The sequence below is a fragment of the Paenibacillus massiliensis subsp. panacisoli DSM 21345 genome, assembly GCF_000426545.1.
Lineage (GTDB): Bacteria > Bacillota > Bacilli > Paenibacillales > Paenibacillaceae > Paenibacillus > Paenibacillus panacisoli.
In genome coordinates, this window is the sequence record NZ_KE384535.1 from 49,230 (window position 1) to 69,268 (window position 20,039).

At 50.6% G+C, this 20,039-nt stretch carries 19 protein-coding genes and 1 riboswitch; of the genes, 12 read left to right on the forward strand and 7 right to left on the reverse strand.

Features of this window, described 5'->3' with window-relative positions; genetic code table 11:
- Positions 1–331 precede the first annotated feature (331 nt).
- Genes K331_RS0125860 through K331_RS0125870 form a run of 3 tightly spaced genes read right to left on the reverse strand, consistent with a single transcriptional unit; the run spans position 332 to position 3,439 of the window.
- Positions 332–1,621: a glycoside hydrolase family 27 protein gene (locus K331_RS0125860; protein ID WP_028592529.1), complete on the reverse strand. Its 1,290-nt coding sequence runs from the start codon at positions 1,619–1,621 to the stop codon at positions 332–334.
- Positions 1,622–1,664: 43 nt separating this feature from the next.
- Positions 1,665–1,946, reverse strand: coding sequence for a DUF6171 family protein (locus K331_RS30615; RefSeq protein WP_018883033.1), 282 nt, complete (start codon positions 1,944–1,946; stop codon positions 1,665–1,667).
- 2 nt (positions 1,947–1,948) lie between these two features.
- The gene (locus tag K331_RS0125870) at positions 1,949–3,439 is read right to left on the reverse strand and encodes an alpha-N-arabinofuranosidase (protein WP_028592530.1); all 1,491 of its coding nucleotides are present in this window, start codon (positions 3,437–3,439) and stop codon (positions 1,949–1,951) included.
- A 593-nt stretch (positions 3,440–4,032) separates the two neighbouring features.
- On the opposite strand from K331_RS0125870, the gene K331_RS0125875 reads away from it, so the two are divergent.
- On the forward strand, positions 4,033–4,887 hold the full coding sequence (locus K331_RS0125875; protein WP_028592531.1) for a sugar phosphate isomerase/epimerase family protein: 855 nt from the start codon (positions 4,033–4,035) through the stop codon (positions 4,885–4,887).
- A 204-nt stretch (positions 4,888–5,091) separates the two neighbouring features.
- On the opposite strand, the gene K331_RS0125880 is transcribed toward K331_RS0125875, so the two are convergent.
- Positions 5,092–5,625 carry a hypothetical protein gene (locus tag K331_RS0125880; RefSeq protein ID WP_028592532.1) on the reverse strand — a complete coding sequence of 178 codons (534 nt, stop codon included), beginning with the start codon at positions 5,623–5,625 and terminating at the stop codon, positions 5,092–5,094.
- Between the two features lie 261 nt (positions 5,626–5,886).
- Here K331_RS0125880 and K331_RS0125885 point away from each other — a divergent pair, with 261 nt between their 5' ends.
- Complete coding sequence (locus K331_RS0125885) at positions 5,887–6,390, forward strand: ferritin (RefSeq protein ID WP_025681031.1); 504 nt, start codon at positions 5,887–5,889, stop codon at positions 6,388–6,390.
- 165 nt (positions 6,391–6,555) lie between these two features.
- Here K331_RS0125885 and K331_RS0125890 read toward each other — a convergent pair whose 3' ends face one another.
- A complete protein-coding gene (locus K331_RS0125890) occupies positions 6,556–7,095 on the reverse strand; it encodes a transcription repressor NadR (RefSeq protein WP_028592533.1) in 540 nt (179 codons plus the stop codon).
- Positions 7,096–7,318: 223 nt separating this feature from the next.
- Positions 7,319–8,734 (reverse strand): IscS subfamily cysteine desulfurase, encoded by a 1,416-nt coding sequence (locus K331_RS33075; RefSeq protein ID WP_084165582.1) that lies wholly within the window; start codon positions 8,732–8,734, stop codon positions 7,319–7,321.
- Between the two features lie 91 nt (positions 8,735–8,825).
- Here K331_RS33075 and nadB point away from each other — a divergent pair, with 91 nt between their 5' ends.
- The 8 genes from nadB to K331_RS0125935 all read left to right on the forward strand — a co-directional run bounded on the left by nadB (position 8,826) and on the right by K331_RS0125935 (position 16,123).
- Entirely contained in the window at positions 8,826–10,457 is a 1,632-nt protein-coding gene (gene nadB, locus K331_RS0125900; protein WP_226383695.1) for an L-aspartate oxidase, read from the forward strand.
- A complete protein-coding gene (gene nadC / locus K331_RS0125905) occupies positions 10,439–11,281 on the forward strand; it encodes a carboxylating nicotinate-nucleotide diphosphorylase (RefSeq protein WP_028592535.1) in 843 nt (280 codons plus the stop codon). Before nadB ends, nadC begins: the two co-directional genes overlap by 19 nt.
- A 3-nt stretch (positions 11,282–11,284) precedes the next feature.
- On the forward strand, positions 11,285–12,400 hold the full coding sequence (nadA, locus tag K331_RS0125910; protein WP_028592536.1) for a quinolinate synthase NadA: 1,116 nt from the start codon (positions 11,285–11,287) through the stop codon (positions 12,398–12,400).
- Positions 12,401–12,777: 377 nt separating this feature from the next.
- Positions 12,778–13,791: an acyltransferase family protein gene (locus K331_RS0125915; protein WP_028592537.1), complete on the forward strand. Its 1,014-nt coding sequence runs from the start codon at positions 12,778–12,780 to the stop codon at positions 13,789–13,791.
- A 97-nt stretch (positions 13,792–13,888) separates the two neighbouring features.
- Positions 13,889–14,233: a hypothetical protein gene (locus K331_RS30625; protein WP_051290051.1), complete on the forward strand. Its 345-nt coding sequence runs from the start codon at positions 13,889–13,891 to the stop codon at positions 14,231–14,233.
- A complete protein-coding gene (gene yidC, locus K331_RS0125925; RefSeq protein ID WP_028592538.1) occupies positions 14,182–15,006 on the forward strand; it encodes a membrane protein insertase YidC in 825 nt (274 codons plus the stop codon). Before K331_RS30625 ends, yidC begins: the two co-directional genes overlap by 52 nt.
- A 174-nt stretch (positions 15,007–15,180) precedes the next feature.
- A complete protein-coding gene (locus tag K331_RS0125930) occupies positions 15,181–15,468 on the forward strand; it encodes a hypothetical protein (RefSeq protein ID WP_028592539.1) in 288 nt (95 codons plus the stop codon).
- Between the two features lie 295 nt (positions 15,469–15,763).
- Entirely contained in the window at positions 15,764–16,123 is a 360-nt protein-coding gene (locus tag K331_RS0125935) for a response regulator (RefSeq protein ID WP_018883020.1), read from the forward strand.
- On the opposite strand, the gene K331_RS0125940 is transcribed toward K331_RS0125935, so the two are convergent.
- Positions 16,104–16,856 carry a polysaccharide deacetylase family protein gene (locus K331_RS0125940; protein ID WP_036636002.1) on the reverse strand — a complete coding sequence of 251 codons (753 nt, stop codon included), beginning with the start codon at positions 16,854–16,856 and terminating at the stop codon, positions 16,104–16,106. The two genes, K331_RS0125935 and K331_RS0125940, sit on opposite strands and share 20 nt — an antisense overlap.
- 262 nt (positions 16,857–17,118) lie before the next feature.
- Between K331_RS0125940 and K331_RS0125945 the strand changes: the two genes are divergently transcribed.
- Positions 17,119–18,414, forward strand: coding sequence for an MFS transporter (locus tag K331_RS0125945; RefSeq protein ID WP_051290052.1), 1,296 nt, complete (start codon positions 17,119–17,121; stop codon positions 18,412–18,414).
- Between the two features lie 70 nt (positions 18,415–18,484).
- Positions 18,485–19,717, forward strand: coding sequence for an aminopeptidase (locus K331_RS0125950; RefSeq protein ID WP_028592542.1), 1,233 nt, complete (start codon positions 18,485–18,487; stop codon positions 19,715–19,717).
- A gap of 70 nt (positions 19,718–19,787) precedes the next feature.
- Positions 19,788–19,899, forward strand: a riboswitch (TPP riboswitch).
- Positions 19,900–20,039 lie beyond the last annotated feature (140 nt).

Genomic DNA, 20,039 nt, shown 5'->3' on the forward strand with positions numbered 1-20,039 from the left:
GAATAATTGCAGTAGCTGAAATCAGGCAAGCCCTAAAGAAGTGAAGTACCCCTTATAGGCTCGACGTTCCTATTAGCTATCTTCATGGAAAAGAGTAGAAGTTTTAACTTCCTTTCATGGTAACGAATAACATGATACGAATAACATGATACGAATAACATAGTACTAATAACATAGTACTAATAACATAGTACTAATAACATAGTATGGATAACATAGTAAGAATAATATGGTACGAAATACGTAGAAAAGTCCGATGACCCTCATAAAGTGGGCATCGGACTTCCGTGTTAATTTAGACAAGACATAGTCAGCGCACTACGTAAAATCATCAATTAGAGTCGAAGCGGATCAGTGCAGCTCCATGTGAAGGCACTCGCAGCGTGTAAGAGCCATCCGCGCCAGCCTCTAGCGACTGTCCTGACCATAGCTCCCGTGCTTGGCAGAGTCCAGCGAGGCCCAGTTGTTCTGCTGTGACAGAGATGTGCTGCTCCAGCTCACCTATGTTGAACAGAGCGGCATAGCTTTCGCCCTTTGCACCGTCAGCTCCCCATATGACTTCATGCTGATCACGCCGGATCAGGCGTGCATTGCTGCTTGTGCTATGCATCTGAAGCATCTCACGGTTCGTCAGTAGCGCCAAGGTCCAATCGTCATTGTCCCGCAGCTCACCGCCGAAGAAGAGGGGAGAGCGGAAGATGCCCCATAGCGTCATCATCGTCAATTGCTCGTCACGGGTAAATCGGGTCCAGCGGTCTGACCCGCCGCCATCCACGGAGCGGATACCAATATGTCCGAGTGGCAGCATATCACAGTCAGGCCATGCCCCATCGCCAGAGATTCCTTGCCACGTCTCGCAACGATCGAACATATCCAACAGTTGCGGCCACTGGTCCCAGAAATCATCTGTGAGCCGCCACATATTCGCATAAGCTGCCAGCGCTTCGGCATACTGTATGGGCGCAGGGCCGGGAGACAAGCTCAGCACCATAGGTCGCCCGCACTGGTCAATTGCTTTGCGGATGAGCTCAATCTCTGACAGATGGGTGTCGTATAGCTTGGAGGCAGCAATATCGTCTACCTTGACGAAGTCGACACCCCATGATGCATAGAGCTCGAACAAAGAGTTGTAATACGCTTGCGCTCCATCCTTGTCGGCATTTACCCCATACATGTCGGTATTCCATGGACAGATGGAGTTGGTATGTGCGATATCCCTCGCGGTAGCGGTGGTACCGAGGATTGGTGTCGCGGCGTGCGCGGCCTGTCTCGGAATTCCACGCATAATATGAATTCCGAATTTGAGACCCAGACTATGGATGTAATCAGCCAGAGGAGCGAAGCCGACACCACCCGCCGCAGAGGGAAAACGATTCTCTGCTGGCATGAGGCGGGAGTAGGCATCCATCTCTAGTGGTACGAATGGGCGATAAGCAGAGGATACGGCTCCGGGCTCGTACCATTGGATATCTACAACGACATACTCCCAGCCGTACTCCTTGAGCTGATCAGCCATATATTCGGCATTGGCCCGCACTTCTGCTTCCGTAACGGCTGCACCATAGCAATCCCAACTGTTCCAGCCCAGCGGTGGCACCGGGGCGACTTGTTGAAGCGTCATGAGATCGAGTCTCCTTTAACGGTCAATTTGAATATATTTATGCCTACCAGCGACTTCCATCCGGTGCCGGACAATAGGCAGCCTGAAGCTTTGCCTTAATATGCATCAGACAGCCACACCAACGGCAGGTGGTGCCGAATTGAAAGGCTTCGCAGCCCTGGCAGGCCTGCATGCGCTGTTCATACTGGCTCTCATCTACTACCTTGACCTCCTTGACGTTCATCTTGCCGAAGAGAGTCTCAATGTCCTCTGCGGAGAGATGCACGCTGGCAGTGCATCCCTTGCAAATGGTGGATACATCGGTATTCGGATGGCGTGTGCTCATATTCACCCCTGCTCCTGAAGGCGGAGGGTGACGACGGAGGCGGCTGGTAGCGTAATGACCCATTGATCCTCCTCACGACGGAAGGCAGTGAACTCGGCAGGTGTGACTCGCTCGGGCTCAGTGAACGTGTTATGTGCCTGCAGGGTATCAGCCTGAACGATCGTTCCACCGATGATGCTGGCGGCGCTTCCTCGCAGATCACAGCGCAGCTCTGTAGCATCGGCATGGTGCAGATTGCATAGTGACAGGTGGATGCGACCCTCCGCATCTCTGGAGGCTGAGGCACTAATCTGATCAATGGATTCGCCCTCCATCTCATAGGCGGAGGATTCCAGGACCGTATCGAGGCGCTCTGCGTCTTGGTGAACCTTGTACATATGAAGAATATGATATGTTGGCGTTAGCAGCATACGTCCGCCCTCGGTGAGGATGACAGCCTGCAACACATTGACGAGCTGGGCGATGTTGGCCATTTTCACACGATCATTATGCTGGTGGAAAATGTTCAGGTTAATCGCTGCTACGAGCGCATCACGCTGGGTGTTCTGCTGGTACAGGAAGCCTGGATTCGTGCCTGGCTCCACGTCATACCAGGTGCCCCATTCGTCAACGATCAAGGCCACACGCTTCTCGGGGTCATATTTGCTCATCACCGCATCGTGTCGTACGATTAGCTCTTCCATGTAGAGGGTGTTCTTGAGCGTCTTGAACCACATGTGCTCGTCAAACTCGGTGGAGGAGCCCTTGGAGCCTACCCAACTATTGGTCGGAAGAGTATAGTAGTGCAGGCTAAGCCCATCGAACATCGTTCCGGCCTGACGCATGAGCACATCGGTCCACTCATAATTATCTGAGTTAGGACCACAAGCAATTTTATAGACTTTCTCAGGTCCGTAATCTCTGACGTAGGAAGCATAGTGACGATACAAGTCGGCATAATATTCCGGTCGCATATTGCCACCGCAGCCCCAGTTCTCATTACCAACTCCGAAATATTTCAGCTTCCAGGGCTCCTCACGACCATTCGCCTTGCGCCAATCCGTCATCGGGGATTCCCCATCGAATGTCATGTACTCCACCCATTCGGCCATCTCGCGTACCGTTCCGCTGCCCACATTCCCGGCAATATAAGGCTCGGCACCAATCAACTCGCAGAATTGAAGAAATTCATGCGTGCCGAAATGATTATTCTCCACGACTCCGCCCCAATGAATGTTGATCATCCGCTTGCGTTGCTCATAAGGACCGATTCCATCCTTCCACAGGTACGCATCAGCGAAGCATCCACCCGGCCAGCGCAGCACCGGAATGTCAAGGGCGCGCAGTGCCTCAATGACATCGGTACGCATCCCATCTACATTAGGAATTGGTGAATCGTGACCTACCCAGATCCCTTCGTAGATGCAGCGTCCCAAGTGCTCAGCGAAATGTCCATACAGATTACGATCAATGATTCCTTTGGTAATGTCAGCATTTACAATTAGCTTGTTCATCCTTCAGCAGCTCCTTTAATAACGATTTCTTGATTGTGGTGGTCAAGTATTCCATAATAAAGTAGAAAACGGTTACAGGAAGTGGCGAGTGGCAGGTTGATAAGAGAAGATGATAATGTAATTAAATGAGTTAATTCGTTGATGCAGTTCATTAATGCAGTTCGTTGGTAGCATAGACCACTTTGGTAACAAAACCATTACGTTAATAATATTTATATAAATTATGCTCTTATCATAATCACTCCCTTGCCGTTTTGCAATGTGGAATTTGGTGATTTACGGCCCGAATATCATCATTTATCCGCTCTTTTTGATCACAAAACCGTCCTTTACCGCGCCGGCCTCACCCTCATCAGGAATTATAGGTTACTTTAGGGATAGGTCTGCAGCAGAGCATATTGGCGGTAATGTATCAAGCATCATTTGCTGTGGAGCCTTTCGGTCATAGAATTGTTGTTGCTGGCAAAGCCCTTGCGGTGACATGAGGCTATTGCAGCCTATAAGCAGCGCTATGTCTTCAACTAAGAGAGGCTGCCTAAGCGAGCTTCAGGAAGTTGAGTGTTCACTATGAAAAATGAGAGAGGAAGATGAGCATGACAGTCGGAGTACTTGCGCATTTATTCGGAACACATTCGTATCGGGAATTGGCAGCGAGAGTTGGAGGAGCAGGCTTTACTCATATTCAGCTAGCGCTCTGGAAAGCCGTGAACGATGTGGATTTCAGCAAGCCTGGCAAGTTCAGCCCAGGACTGGCATTGTCCATGGCGGACGCATTCCAGAAGGAAGGAGTCCGTATATCTATTTTGGGTTGTTATCTTCATTTTTTTCAGAGAGATCGGGAAGCACTGCGTGAAAATATTGAGCGCTGTAAGGAGCTCATCCGTTATGCACCTATGCTGGGGGCACCCATTGTTGCATTTGAGACAGGCAAACCCACGGCTGGAGACGACAGGGATGAGGACTGGAAGGTGTTGAAGGCAACGGTGGAGGAACTGGTTGAGGAAGCCGAGCGCTGGGGAGTAATTGTCGGGATTGAGGCAGCTAACGATCATCTGGTCGGTACAGCGAAGGAATTACATCAACTGCTGCAGGAGGTCCCTACCTCCCAGATCGGGGTCGTCATCGACCCAGGTAATCTGCTGACCGCTGACAATATGAGCAGGCAGGATGATGTGATTCGTGAAGCCTTCGACCTGCTGGGTGACCGCATAGTCGCTGGTCATGCGAAGGATCGCATTCTCACGGATAAGACCGCTGGCGAGCAGGGAATCGAGACGGTTGCTGCAGGGCTGGGCAGCATGAATTATGAGCTGTATCTGGAGCTGCTGCATCAGTACAAGCCGGAGGCTTATATCATCATGGAAGAAGCGAATCCGGGCCGAATGGCTGCATCCAAAGCATATATTGATGAGATTCGGGAGCGGGTACGGTTGGCTGCGAAGGGATAGGGCAGCAGTATTTTTGGCGACAAATCCGCTTATCACAAAAATCCCCTGTCCAGACATGTGTTCATTGCATAGCCTGGCACAGGGGATTTTTGGTTTGTACAAGATATTATGAACAAACTATGGGGTTAACGCAGTGTTCCAGCGATCACTATCCATCAGCCCGTGTATTAGCGATCAAAAATCATATGTAGGCTCAGCTTCAGTCTAGCGTTTTGGTGAGAAGCCTTCCTCCTGCAAATATTCCTCGGCTTCTTCTCGGGATTCTGCTGCCATCTCTAGCTGAAGTCCTGCCTGGATCAACCACAGCCCATCCTCACAGCTCAGTGTTAAGGTATGACCCTCGTCGTCCATCCAGATCTCGACATCCCCATTGCTTTCTTGTGCTGTCAGCTCGTCCGCTCCTGTACCAGACTCGGAAGAGGCGTTCAGTCCCGTGGACAAGCTGTCCTCTGCAATCGGCTTGCCCGAGAGTGAGGCTATGGACGCTGCGATCAGCTGTCTCAGCGCATCAGCAGTAAAATCTCGAATGTTCACCATACCTTTATCATTCGTATCATAGCCGTTCAACTGACCGGCATATACAAAGCCGTTTCCATTCGGATGAATGTGATAAGCTACGATCGTCTTTTCATAAATGCTGTCTTCATAGTGGAAGTTGACTCTTCCCAGCGAGACGTCCCGTCGTGTCAGCTCAGGAAAGGTTTGCAGCAGTTCAATTTTGTCGGCAAAAGTTAACATGTGTCCTCCATCGTTAGGGGTATGTCCCTAATCCTAATGATTTGTTCTGTACAAGATCGTGCTATACCATGATCTACCGTCTGTGATTGTATCATAAATACACCCGAATTGCTGTGGATGTCGAATGCTAGCTGGCTGGTAGCGCTTGTGGTACAATGTGGTTACTCACAGCTGACATATGGTTGAGGCCTGTGGAGCTACGTGCCTGCTGTCCTTCATATGCCGGATGCTGAACTACATATTCTACTTGAGGTGATAATTATGAGAGAAGGACTCGCAGAAGCTCTGAATGAGCAAATGAATTTTGAATTCTATTCCGCTCATGTCTATATGGCCATGGCAGCCTACTGCTCCAGCGAAAGCCTGGAGGGGTTTGCTAATTTCTTCTTGGTACAAGCAGAGGAAGAACGCTTTCATGCAATGAAGCTGTATCGCTTCTTGAATGATCGTAACCGTCGTGCGACACTGACTTCCATGCCGGACCCGCAAAATGAATACAAGTCCATGCTGGACGTATTCGAGCACGGCTATGCGCATGAGCAGCAGAACACAAAGCGATTCTATAATTTGGCTGACTTGGCGTTGGATGAGCGCGAGCATGCTACGATGTATTTCCTGAAATGGTTCATTGATGAGCAGGTAGAGGAAGAAGCATTGTTCGACGGCATCATCTCCAAGCTGAAGCGCATCGAGCAGGACAGTAATGCTTTCTATGCGCTGGATGCTGAATTTGCGACACGCTCTTTCACACCACCAGCCGAGTAAACTACATTCTCATACCACGGATTGTACAGACGACAGCCCCGCGAACGTAGATGCTCAATGCGAGCACACCTACGATGCAGGGCTGTTTTTACATTTCAGGTGTTTATCAGTTGCGTATCAGTTACGTATCAGTCACGTATCAGTCACACATATGGCCTTACGGGGCTAATCATCGGTGTCGGATATCAGAAATCCTGCTTGCAGGAGCACTGTGTAGGCTTCGTCAATGAGTACAGGGTCGGTGGCTGAGAGCGTATGCAGGTGGATGCCGTTAGTCAACTCGGATAGATAGGCTGCCTGCGTGGAGCGGATTTTCTGAAGGAAGCCCTGTACCTGCTGTCTCGTACTGACTCGGATCGGTGCGACCAATTCACCATAGACTGGGTGCTCGACGATAACATCCTGAACAGTGACACCTAGATCCACAATCAGATTCAGCTCCTCTTCGGTACGCTCGGGCCCATGCTGGACAGCGACAATACGCTCGAACCGCTGTGCTGTCAGCTCAGGCTGTCCCATGTAAATATAGCCTTGGCTCGTCGCCATCACGGGTTCATTTCTTGCCTTCAGCAGGGAGATATCCTGCACAATCACTTGTCTGGACACGGAGGCCCGCTGGGCCAGCTCATTTCCGGTCAGAGGAGAATCCTTCTTGAGCCACTGTAGCAGCTGCTCACGTCTTTCGGCCCCAGTCAGCCGGGTCAACTCTGTGTTGTCCGGAGCTCCGGATTCCGCACCAGTGGTGTCATGGTCAGAAGATTGAGGTGTGTTGTTCAGAGCATTCCTTGGTGTGCTCTGAGCCGTTGCTTGATTCATCATTTTAGTCGTACTTTGATTCACGCTTTGATTCGTAATACTGCTCGCATTTGTGGCGTTGTTTCTCACGCTATGATTAGCTGCATGTGGCTCTACGTCGTGTGCAGAATTTTCAGTCAATTGTACTTCCCCTCTCTGGTCTATTCCCACGTCTATTAGTGAGGTCCTCCAGAACATCCAGCAGTCTATAAATGTCTTCTGCCGTAGTTGTTCTGCCCATAGACATACGCAGGAAGTGAAGCGCATTCTCGGGAGGACCTGCAAGAGCTGTAATGCTTGGTGAAGGCTCCTGATACCCTGATGCACAGGCGCTTCCCGTGGATACACAAATTCCTTTACGGTTACATTCTAGCATAACATACTGCGCTTCATATCCGTAATAGTAGAACCCTGCAATGTGGGGAACGAGAGGGACTGGAGACGTCACCACGAGCAGAGTCTGCTCTGTGAGACTATTGTTCATTCCCGGATTAGCAGGCGCGTGAATGCTCTCATGTTGCAGGTCATGCTCGCTCTCAAGTTCATATTCATGCTCGTGCTTCTGTTCATCCTTGTGCTTGAGTTCATGCTCAAGCTGATTCCCATGCTCAGGTCCATGTCTTTGATCAGCAGCATAGTTGCTCCCGGCGTTGTCGTCCGTGTTGTCGCCAGCGTTGCTCTCTGTGTGAGCAGGATGAGCGACAGGCTGTAGAGGAAGGCCGCGTTCGCGTGCCTTACGGAAGAAGAGGGTACGTAGCTCCTCATAGTCCCTGCCTAGCTGTTCGATGTGGGGCATTAACGCTTCCGCTGCAGTCACAAATGCTGCAATCCCCGGTGTATTGACCGTCCCTGGACGAAAGCCACCTTCGTGATTCGTACCAGGAAACACCGGTCTCCAGTGTACACCTGGGCGAATGTAAGCGGCGCCTACTCCCTTGGGTCCGTATATTTTGTGGCTGGAGATGGAGAGTGCATCCACACCTAGCTCCTGCACATTGATCGGTATTTTGCCGAAGCTCTGTACAGCATCTGTATGCAGTATAATTCCACGTTTCTTCAATAAAGACGAGAGATCGGCCAGGCGCTGGACTATGCCCGTCTCTGAATTGGCATGCTGAATGGATACTAGCCCTGTATTGTCCCGTAAATGAGACATTAGAGCCTCAGGAGTAATCAGGCCCCTCCGATCTGGCTCCACAATCGTAACCTCATAGCCTATCCCTGTTAAGTATTGAGTCAGGCTGCGGATGGAAGCATGTTCCACCGACGTAGTGATGAAATGGCGACGTGAGGGAGGGAGCCCTTGGAGCAGGCTTTGAATGATGAGATGATTCGACTCCGTCCCCCCACTAGTAAAGTAAATACCTTCTGTCTCCGCGCACAGAAGTTCCCCAAGCTTGGCTCGGCAGTAATCCACGATGTGCTGTGCTTGCCCACCTGTATCGTGAAGACTGCGCGTATTGCCATACACCTCAAGACTGACCGTTCGATAGGTCTCCAATGCTTCCTCACTCATGGGTGTCGTTGCCGCAAAGTCCAAATAGGTCATATGAAATCTCCTTTTCGTTCAACAAAACTCTTGTGCTAATTGTATTGTTGTGTAAAGATAGGTGTCAAGACACATGTAATGACATTGAGGGGTGAGTGTATTGCACCAACCGCAACGCAAGATAATCATCATTGGATCAGGAGCGGCAGCCTTGTCGCTGGCAACGGCTTTGCCGGAGCACATCCATCTGACGGTGATGACGAAGGCTGCCGTAGGCCGCAGTAATTCTGCACTCGCTCAAGGCGGGATCGCAACCTCTTATGCTGAAGAAGATACAGTGCAGGCCCACATACAAGATACGCTAACGGCCGGATGCGGTCATAATGATGTACGTGCTGTGACGGAGATCATTCATGAAGGGAAAGTGATCGTGGAGGAGCTACTGGCTCAGGATTTTCCCTTTGATCGAGATGAGCTGGGGAGTGTGAAATTAGGGAGGGAAGGAGCCCATTCGGCACATCGGATCTTCCATGCCGGAGGAGATGCTACCGGGCGTCGTCTCGTGGAGTATTTGCAGCTTCGTCTGCGGCGGCAGGTTGAGCTGCTTGAGCACACCACGGCACTGGAGCTGCTGCTCGATGAGGCAGGCCACTGCAAGGGTGTTCTTGCGAAGGACCGCGAAGGTAATGTTGACTCCTATGCGGCGGATGCGGTGGTCATTGCAGCTGGGGGCTGCGGGGAGCTGTATGCCTGTCACACTAATGATAAGACGGTGACGGGAGATGGGCTGCTAATGGCCTACTGGGCAGGCGCAGCACTGGCTGATCTGGAATTCATGCAATTTCATCCGACTTTGCTAGTGCATGAAGGCACATGCTATGGCCTGGTGTCGGAGGCCGTACGAGGAGAGGGCGGTACACTGGTTGATGAGACGGGCCGGGCGATATTGAAAGGGCGTCACCCGCTGGGTGATCTGGCTCCCCGTGATATTGCGGCACGTATCATGCTGAGTGAGCAGCTTGAAGGTCATCGGATCTATATGGATATCCGGAACTGCGCGAGCTTCAGCGAGCGTTTTCCGACCATTGCCAGCCTCTGCGAGCACGCAGGTATTCGACTGGAGGAAGGAAGAATTCCTGTCTCGCCGGGGATGCACTTCATGATGGGTGGCATTGTGACAGATGAGCATGGTGCAACGGCCGTGCCAGGGTTATACGCGATCGGTGAAGCAGCCTGCACAGGTCTGCATGGGGCCAACCGACTGGCCAGCAATTCGTTGCTGGAGACTTTAGTCACAGGCCGAAGAGTGGCTCGCCACTTAGCTGGAGAAGAGGCATGGCATTTCGGCCAATCGTCTGCTAGTGAGGCAAGAAAAGGGCAGGAAAGCAACCGTTCAGACCCCTTCAATGTGCAAGTGCGCATGATTGAGGTGCCAGAGCTTACGAGGCAAGAGCTGCAACAGCGAATGACAGCTTATGCATCCATTGCTCGTACCCAGGGTGAGCTGGAGCAGCTAAGGAATTGGCTGGATAGTAGACCCAGAATGCTCAAGAATGTGCACAATATCACAAATGAAGAGCGTGAGCTGACCAACCTATGGATGCTGGCCAAAATGGTCGCTCGGTCCGCACTGCTACGGGAAGAGAGCCGCGGAGCGCACTTTCGCACGGATGTTCCAGACAGTCAGGGATCGTGGAGGGGACGTCAGATTATTCACCAGCAAGGTGATATCAAGATTAGAACGAATGAGAGGATCATGGAGACATGGAACGTTTACAGCTAAGAAAAATGCTGGAGGCCTTTTACCTGGAGGATATCGGTAGCGGTGATTGTACCTCGGAGGTCATTTTCGACGGGCAGTACGGTAGAGCCATTATTCATAGCAAATCGAACGGGATCTTTGCGGGGGGACAGATCATCACGGAGGGCTTCAGGCTACTGGACCCGAACATTCAGGTTGAATTACGGAAGCGAGATGGCGAGGGGGTTAGCCGTGGGGAGTGTATTGCCAGCATGGAAGGGCCAGTTGCCGCACTGCTGGCCGGAGAACGTGTCATCCTGAATCTGATTCAGCGGATGTCCGGTATTGCGACAATGACCGCGCACGCCGTGGGTACCCTTAATGACCCTAGCATTCGTATCTGCGATACAAGGAAGACAACACCAGGTATCAGGATGCTGGAAAAATATGCGGTACGTGCAGGCGGAGGCTTCAATCATAGGCAGGGTCTGTATGACGGAATTATGATCAAGGACAATCACATTGCTGCCTGTGGCTCCATCACCAAGGCGGTGGAGCGAGCCCGCAGTGCTGCAGGGCATATGATGAATATCGAGGTGGAGATTGAGACAGAGGAGCAGCTACATGAGGCGATTGCAGCCAGCCCGGACATTATCATGTTCGATAACTGCTCTCCGGATAGTGTACGCAGATTCGCCGCCCTCACCCCGGAGCATATTGTCACCGAAGCATCCGGTGGAATCACCATGGATACGTTGCCTGCATACCGAGGCACGGGTGTTCATTATATATCACTTGGCTTCCTGACTCATTCGGTGCAGAGCCTGGACATTAGCATGGATATTACAGATTCAGAGGAGGAATGACACATGTCTATTTTGGAGGCATTAAAGTCCAGAGCAGCCATGATGCCTGAGCATTACAAATCATTGTCAGTAGAGGAAATGGAACGAAGAGTTACAGCTATTAAGGAAAGACTCGGGACGAAGTTGCTGATTCCTGGTCATCATTATCAAAAGGACGAGGTTATCCAGTTCGCGGATATGACAGGCGATTCCTTGCAGCTCGCGCAGTTGGCCGAACTGAATCAGGAGGCAGAGTATATCGTTTTCTGCGGCGTGCACTTCATGGCAGAGACTGCTGACATGCTGACCGGACAGCACCAGACGGTCGTCTTACCCGATATGCGAGCAGGCTGCTCGATGGCTGACATGGCTGATGTGGAGCAGACGGAGCGTGCATGGGCTAAGCTGCAGGAGATCTTTGGGGATACGATCATTCCACTCACCTATGTGAACTCGACGGCTGCGATCAAGGCGTTCGTCGGTCGCCATGGCGGAGCCACCGTGACCTCTTCGAATGCAAGCAAGGTGCTTCGCTGGGCATTGGAGCAGAAGGAACGTATACTGTTCTTGCCGGATCAGCATTTGGGTCGCAATACCGCGTTCGATCTAGGCATTCCGCTGGGTGAGATGACTGTATGGAATCCGCTCACAGATGAACTGGAGCTGACAGCGGACCAGCAGCGTGATGAGCAGCGGATCATACTGTGGAAGGGTCACTGCTCTGTGCATGAGAAGTTCACCGTGCAGAACATTCGAATGATCCGTGAGCGTGATCCAGAGGTGCAAATCATTGTTCATCCGGAATGCTCTCGTGAGGTCGTAGCGCTCTCGGATTGTGCAGGCTCTACGAAATATATTATAGATACGATCCGTAAGGCACCCGCAGGCAGCAAATGGGCTGTTGGGACGGAGATGAATCTTGTCCAGCGTATCATTCAGGAGCACCCCGAGCAGCACATTGAATCGCTGAACCCGGACATGTGCCCGTGTCTGACGATGAACCGAATTGATCTGCCACACCTGCTGTGGTCACTGGAGCAGATCGAAAAGGGGCAGCCAGTAGGCATTATTCAGGTACCAGAAGCGATTCGTGAGGATGCGGTGTTGGCGCTTGAGCGGATGCTGCGCATACCGGGCTGAGCGTGAATCCAAGAGTCGAATACCGACCTGTGAGACAACGAGGACATGAAGAGCTGGCAAGAAGAACTGGAAAAAATGAACTGGCAAGAAGAACAAACAAGCAGAGCGGATAGGTTTGTTGAATTGCTAGTTTATGTAGCGTGGTAACCTATGAAGATTTCCTGCAGGATAACGCGGCATTGCAGCATTGCTGAATTGACAAATAATGGAAAAATGACAATCAGACATATTCGGGTTCATATTCCCTCCTTCGGGGTAAAGAGTGCGCAGATAGGTTAAATACAGCACAGCACAGTACAGAGATGTACTGTACAGTACTATGTGGCCTATTACACATGCGACGATTCTGACCACCTGCAGGAACGGGGAGGGATTATATGAAGTCGAGGGATGCTTATTTTGACAATCTGAAGTGGCTGCTGGTAATGCTTGTGGTCGTCGGCCATCTCATCGAACCACTACCGGACAATACGGTACTACAGCCCTTGTATTTGACAATTTATACGTTTCATATTCCACTATTTGTCATGGTATCTGGCTACTTCAGCAAGCAGATCGACAACTCCAAGTATACGACAAGGGTCATCAGTCAATTGGTGGTCCCTTATTTTATTTTTGAGAGCCTGTACTCCTTGTTTGATTACGCTGTATTCGGGACATCCAGGCTCAGCTTTTCCTATTTCACACCCTACTGGCTGATGTGGTATTTCTTCAGCATGATTATTTGGAAGGCAGTGCTGCCGTTCGCCGTCAAGGTAAAGTATGCACTCCCACTATCCATTGTGGTTGCTGTGCTTGCTGGTTACGCAGCGGATGCGGAATATTATGCGAGCATCTCACGGACACTCGTGTTTTTTCCTTTTTTTCTGGCAGGCTACCTGCTGGATAAAAGCAAGCTTGATCGGCTGCGGATCTCAGGTATGCGGCTAGTGGCAGGCTTAGCTCTTGGCGTGCTGTACATGACCTATGCGTGGTATGGCCAGGACTGGAACGCACAGTGGCTCTATGGCAGTTACTCCTATGGCTCACTCGGCCATTCCGAATGGTACGCGGGCCTGTATCGTCTGCTCCATATCGCGGTAGCTACGTTTATAGGCGGCTGTGTGTTACTGCTCGTGCCTGCCCGTCGTCTTCCCTTGATCTCGGAGCAGGGGCAGCATACGGTGTATGTCTATCTGCTGCATGGGTTTGTTGTAAAAGGCTTGCTGGCTACTGAGTTCTATTCCTATTTTGTTGCAGCCTCAGCACCCAGCCTTGTCCTGGTGGTCCTGCTTGGTCTACTCCTGACACTGCTACTATCATCAGGACGTTTAATCATGTCTATGAGCTGGTTAGTTGAGCCACGCTTGGAGCGAATATTTAAAGGAGAGAAACGGCGACAGTGGCAGTAAATGTCTATATCATGACGAAGTTGTGTCATCGCCAGCAACTCGTGCGATCTGTGTCATGGCATGGTACAATGAAGGGACATGAAAGGAGGTGAATCCCTTGCTGGAATTACATGATTTGATTCCGTATATATTCACCATTGGCCTCATCTGCACAGTCAGCTATGCCTACATCGCACATCTTTATTGTGGAGTGACGAAGTACTGGCTTGATTACGAAGGTGGCAGCTTGTGGAGCGATACGATCAGCAGTCCTCAGCTGTGCATTCATATTCGTCAGTTGTCTGGCCATTTATCCCGTGTCATTCGTCGTAGAGAAGCTCCGGATGATGATATATCTGCTTGTCATACCTCGTTGAAGCTCAAGAAGAACATTCAACGAGGAGGAGCATTATGGAGTCATTCAAGGGATTCACATCCCGATCAGTTCAGGTACGGATTTTAGGAGTTATCGCCTTATTAGCAATAGTCATGCTACTATCCGGTTGCGGTACTCAGGCGGCACAAATTGACAGCCAGACACCAGGGTTCTTCAATCACTACGTCGTATACCCGCTGTCCCTAGTATTACAGCAGCTTGCCGCTTGGTTCAGTGGAAGCTATGGTTTATCCATCATCGCGCTTACACTGATCGTGCGCTTGGCACTCCTGCCTTTGATGATGCGCCAGGCGCGTGCACAGCAGGGAATGAAGCAGAAGATGTCTGCCATGCAGCCACAGCTGGACGACCTCAAGCAGAAGTACGAGAGCAAGAAGGATTCAGCTAGTCAACAGAAAATGCAGCAGGAAATGATGGCGATCTACAAGGAGCATCAGTTCAATCCGCTTAATATCGGCTGTTTGCCCATTCTGATTCAGCTGCCGATCCTCTCGGGCATGTATACCGCCATTCGTCTGACGCCGGAGCTATCCAGCCACTCCTTCTGGTGGTTCCAGCTTGGCAAGCCAGATATCATCATGGCCATTGTCGTAGCCGGAATCTATCTGCTCCAGGCTCGGGTGTCACAGGCCAGTATGTCGCCTGAGCAGCGGAAGCAATTTGCACTAGTGGGCTACCTGTCTCCGCTCATGATGGCTGTGTTCTCGTTCAGTGCTCCAGCGGCTATGCCGCTCTACTGGATGGTCAGCGGCTCATTCCTGCTGCTGCAGTCGATCTGGTTCCGCAGACTGTATCCGACAGAGGAGCAGGCATTGCCTGCACCACAGCAGGCTTCATAATCTATAATTACAGACCGTCCACAGGGCTGAGACCCGGGCGGTCTGTTTGCGTTTAAGCAGATAGATTAAAACCGGCTGAGTGGAGACCAAGGACGGAATATGCTAGGCTGTTAGCAAGAATCTTGAACATATACAGAGAGCTACCGGTAGAACATACATGAAAGAGGTGAACGGATGGATTGGGTAGCGATACAGGCTTATCAGAAGGTACAGCGTGAGGTAAACGGGCTGGAGCAGAAAGCAATTGTAGATGAACGTACCATGTATTTGTACACGGATCGGGTCGTGACTCGGTATCGTGAATTTTCGCTACGTCAGGTATTTGATATGTCCTACCGCAAGCTCGGCGAAGGGGGACTGCTCTACCTGCACACAGGCACGGGTGTCTATTCGTATCAGGTGCGGGATGATCCCAAGGCCTTCATCCAGGCCTATCAACGTGTGAGTCGTTTAGGCGGATGACATCACATGTCAGCGCGAAAATAGTCAGGGGCACAGATGCGCATTCACACATGGATCCCTGCTTGCTGATTGAGAGGTGACGAACCGTGAGTACGTATTTGTGTACGTCTCTGCAGGTCCGCGAACAGGGTGCCGAGATCAAAGACCTACAAATATCGTACCCCGGTCGCGTTTTTTGCCTATCTATCAAGTTCCCCACATTTTCTCCGATATTGAGCATATATGCAGCTGCCAACGGATAGGCTACAGTCTTCGTGCTTGTTATCTGTCTTTGGCTTTCGGAAGGGGAAAACAAATGGCTACTTGTATTATTGTGGACGACTCCATGTTCATGCGCAATGTTCTGAAGGATATTATTACTGGAATGGGGCACCAGGTTATTGGCGAGGCGAGCAACGGTCGTGAAGCGATAAGCTTGTATTTACAACTGAGGCCTGACTTTGTATCCACAGATGTCAATATGCCTGTGATGAACGGCATTGATGCTGTGCGAGAAATCGTCAAGGCTGACCCAGAGGCGAGGGTACTAATCTGCTCCTCACTGGGCCAGCATGAGGTGATCATCGAAGCCTTCAAGGCGGGAGCCAAGGACTTCATCGTGAAGCCGTTCCAGAATGACAAAATCAAGCAAAGCATCACGAACCTGTTGAAGTAGGGTCGGGAATAGAAATAATAGGTGGCTTAATCAACTCGGATACGGTTACCAGCCGATAGCCCTGTCTTAGAAGCTCTGGCAAAATTTCCTTCAGGGCCGTCGTTGTCTGTGAGCCTCCACTGACATAGTCATGGAACAGCACAATATCGCCGTTACGGGCGTTCCTCAGCACCTTGTTAACAATTTTAGGAACTCCGGGTCTACTCCAGTCGTGTGTATCCTGATGCCAGGACCACATGATTGGGGTTAGGCCCATTTCCTTCGACACATTGACAATCGTCTCATCATAAATACCGCCTGGTGGACGGAATAGCGAAGAGTGGCGACCAGTTGCCCGTACAATCTCCTGCTCGGTCTGGTCCATCTCAGCTCTCACTGCCTCTGCATTCGCTGGAAGCCGGAACATCCTATGATGGTATGTATGATTGCCAAGCTCGTGTCCCTCTGTAACAATTCTTTTTGCAATCTCCGGATATTTGGCTATTTTCTCTCCCACCGCGAAAAAGGTTGCCTTCGCATCATATTGCTTCAGGATATCGAGAATCTCAACAGTCTGCTGCGGGTCAGGCCCGTCATCGAATGTTAGTGCAATCAGCTTTTGATCTGTCCGTACCTCCCAATAGACCTCGCCTTTATTTTCATAATAGAAGCGGTCCTTCTTGACGGGAGCTGTCGCCGCACTATTCGGTACAGCAATTAACGATAAGCATAGCATGGAGCAAATGATGGACATCCATCGGAACAATACAACCACTCCCCTTGAATTATTGGTATTCTGCACTACAACGTTATATAGAATCCCTGAAATGGAAACCACGTATACATCCATCAATTAGCAGCTCCAAGCCTTGTGAAAGTGCGAAGGCTAGCTACGACAAAAAAGTGTTATACAGTGATAAATAATGATCATTGACACGAGCATGGGCGTGAGTAGAATAGGTGGGAGAAGTCGAATTATTATGCCTAAGGGAATGCATTGTAGGCCAAAGGAGAGTATGGTTATTCAACATCTGTTGACACAGCACAGACCTTCCCAGCGTCCGAAGCCGCGTAGAAAGCTGTCCGAGCAGCGACGTCATCTTCGTATTGCTACATGGGAGGGTGTTCCCTCGACGATTTTTCAGACGTTGCTTGGCGGGCCGTTCCTGACAGGGTATTTGCTTTATCTGGGGGCGACGTCTAGTCAGATCGGTTTCGTACTGGCCATCACGACACTTGTGAACATCGGCCAGCTCTATATTGCATATGCCATTCAGCGCATCCGTAGCCGAAAATGGACGCTGATCAGCTTCATCATCGTTCATCGACTCCTTTGGGCAAGCACGGGCTTGATTCCTTTTATTTTCCCCAAGCCTTTATGGGTGGGGGTCTATATAACGGTCTATGCTATAGCTTTCTCGGCCAGTGCCGTATCAGGTATGCTCTGGACATCTATGATTAGCGATATTGTTCCCGCCAAAGTAAGAGGAAGACATTTTGGTATCCGTAATACGATCCTGAATGCGCTTGGCAGTGTGTGTCTATTCTCGGGTGGCATGCTGCTGGATCATTACCCTGGTGAGACAGGGTTCTTGCTGTTATTTATCCCCATCTGGATTTGTGCGGTGGCCAATATTGTGGCGTTTTTCTTTTATCCGGATTTGCCATTTGAACGCTCTAAAGAAACCGCTTACCTACCTATGCTGCGCAAGCCACTGCAGGATTCAGGCTTTATGCGCGCATCTGCTTTTCTGGCAAGCTGGCTGCTGCTGCAGACGTTGGTTGTACCGTTATATTCTTACGCCATGCTGGAACTGCTACAAATTAGCTATAGTCAGGTATCCATTATCACGGTTGTGCAAACGGTTGCAATGATGATCAGCTTTTACTTTTGGGGGAACCTGAATGCGCGATACAGCAATAAGCGTCTTCTCTTCTGGACGTTGCCGCTGATCGCTGCTTCCTGCCTGTCATGGCTGTTACTGCCGCTTGCACCGGCGCTTGTCGTGTTGCTCGTCTCGCATATTTTTCTCGGCATTGGAGTGGGTGGGTTCAACCAGCTTGCCTTTAACTTTACCATTGGGGATACGCCCAAGAGTGAACGGCCAATGTTCATTGCGATGTATTCCAGTATGACGGGGCTTGCCTCCTTCGGGGGACCGCTTATTGGCGGGCTACTGTATGAACGCATGAAAGACCTTCCCGAGCATCTGGGCTGGATTGAGCTATATGGCTTTCCTACAGGGATTGGAATCCTCTTGCTGCTGCTTGCCATGACGGTAGGCAGACGTGTCTTGCTGGCGAAATCTTGAAATGTTCGATATGATAGAATGCGAGGTTTGCCTTGAATTCTATGTTAATGAATCGGAGATGAATGCTGTAATGGAAAATTTTGAACAGCTACTGGCACAATACGCGGAGCTTGTCGTCAAGGTCGGCGTTAATATTCAGCCTGGGCAGGCATTGCGTGTCACGGCACCTGTGGAGACACTGGAACTGACAAGACTCATTGTCAAGGAAGCCTACAAGGCTGGGGCAAAGCATGTGCACGTAGAGCTGGAGGATGATGAACTGGCAAGGGCCAAGTTCGAACACGGCGCTGATGAGGTATTTGACTTCTACCCACAGTGGGAGGCCAATATGATGGAGCAATTCGCCGAGGAGGGTGGCGCGACGCTGTTCATTAAGGTGCCTAATCCTGATCTGTTCGAAGGGATTGATTCGTCGAAGGTATCCAGAGCGAACAAGGCGGCAGCCAAGGCACGCCGTAAATATAGCGAATACACTCGTAATTCCAAGATTAGCTGGTGTCTGATCAAAGCGCCAACGAAGGCTTGGGCGGATAAGGTTTTTGCCGATGTTCCTGAAGCCGACCGGATTCGGGTCATGTGGGATACGATCTTCCGTATGAACCGGGTAGGCGAGGGAAATGCCATTGAGAACTGGCAGCAGCATTTGGCTAATCTGAGAGACATGCAGATCAAGCTAATCGATAAAAACTACAAGAAGCTTCACTTCCGCGCACCAGGAACGGACCTGCAGGTCGAGCTGGCTGAAGGGCATCTGTGGGGAGCCTGCGGTGGTCCCAACGCGCGTGGGGATATCTTTGTGCCGAACATGCCGACCGAAGAGGTCTTCACGATGCCGAAGCGTGATGGAGTTAACGGTGTCGTGACAAGTACCATGCCGCTCAATTTGAATGGTCAATTGGTGGAGCAATTGAAGCTGACGTTCAAGGACGGTAAGGTTGTTGAATATTCCGCTGCGTCTGGTGAGGAGCATCTGAAGAATCTACTAGCGACGGACGAGGGTGCGCAGTACCTTGGAGAGGTAGCGCTTGTTCCTCACGACTCGCCAATCTCGAATCTGAACCGTATCTTCTACAATACAGGTGTGGATGAGAATGCATCCTGCCATCTGGCCTTGGGAAGCGCCTACCCGGGAACGATGAAGGGTGGAACGGAGCTATCGGAGGAGGAGCTGCTGCGCCGTGGCTGCAATGTCAGCTTGACACATGTGGACTTTATGATTGGCTCAGCTGAGATGGATATTGATGGTGAATTACAGGATGGTACGGTGGAAGCGGTATTCCGTAAAGGGAACTGGGCGTACTAATTGCTAATTTTTCCTTTACAACAAGGGGAAACCCTGTATAATGATTACCTATTGGAATACAATTGAATGAGACATGCACTAGGGGTGCCTTCATTGGCTGAGAGACCTGTCTGAATGGACGTGGTTAACCCTTCTTACCCGATCTAGATCATACTAGCGTGGGGAAGTGCAGTGACTGACAGAATTATTAGGCTAATGCTATTGATGTAGTGTTAGATTACCTATAGGTCATTGTACAGCCGCACGCATACAGCGTGCGGTTTTTTCGTGCGGGTAGCTGTCACAGAAGCATTCCAACGAATCTTCTATGGGAAAGAGGCTG

Coding starts and splice junctions, on each gene's coding strand:
- K331_RS0125945 (WP_051290052.1), top strand. CDS start 17,119: ATGGTTATTCAACATCTGTTGACACAGCACAGACCTTCCCAGCGTCCG.
- K331_RS0125885 (WP_025681031.1), top strand. CDS start 5,887: ATGAGAGAAGGACTCGCAGAAGCTCTGAATGAGCAAATGAATTTTGAA.
- K331_RS30615 (WP_018883033.1), bottom strand. CDS start 1,946: ATGAGCACACGCCATCCGAATACCGATGTATCCACCATTTGCAAGGGA.
- K331_RS0125935 (WP_018883020.1), top strand. CDS start 15,764: ATGGCTACTTGTATTATTGTGGACGACTCCATGTTCATGCGCAATGTT.
- K331_RS0125880 (WP_028592532.1), bottom strand. CDS start 5,625: ATGTTAACTTTTGCCGACAAAATTGAACTGCTGCAAACCTTTCCTGAG.
- K331_RS0125915 (WP_028592537.1), top strand. CDS start 12,778: ATGAAGTCGAGGGATGCTTATTTTGACAATCTGAAGTGGCTGCTGGTA.
- yidC (WP_028592538.1), top strand. CDS start 14,182: ATGGAGTCATTCAAGGGATTCACATCCCGATCAGTTCAGGTACGGATT.
- K331_RS0125930 (WP_028592539.1), top strand. CDS start 15,181: ATGGATTGGGTAGCGATACAGGCTTATCAGAAGGTACAGCGTGAGGTA.
- nadC (WP_028592535.1), top strand. CDS start 10,439: ATGGAACGTTTACAGCTAAGAAAAATGCTGGAGGCCTTTTACCTGGAG.
- K331_RS33075 (WP_084165582.1), bottom strand. CDS start 8,734: ATGACCTATTTGGACTTTGCGGCAACGACACCCATGAGTGAGGAAGCA.
- K331_RS0125950 (WP_028592542.1), top strand. CDS start 18,485: ATGGAAAATTTTGAACAGCTACTGGCACAATACGCGGAGCTTGTCGTC.
- K331_RS0125875 (WP_028592531.1), top strand. CDS start 4,033: ATGACAGTCGGAGTACTTGCGCATTTATTCGGAACACATTCGTATCGG.
- nadA (WP_028592536.1), top strand. CDS start 11,285: ATGTCTATTTTGGAGGCATTAAAGTCCAGAGCAGCCATGATGCCTGAG.
- K331_RS0125870 (WP_028592530.1), bottom strand. CDS start 3,439: ATGAACAAGCTAATTGTAAATGCTGACATTACCAAAGGAATCATTGAT.
- K331_RS0125940 (WP_036636002.1), bottom strand. CDS start 16,856: ATGTCCATCATTTGCTCCATGCTATGCTTATCGTTAATTGCTGTACCG.
- K331_RS0125860 (WP_028592529.1), bottom strand. CDS start 1,621: ATGACGCTTCAACAAGTCGCCCCGGTGCCACCGCTGGGCTGGAACAGT.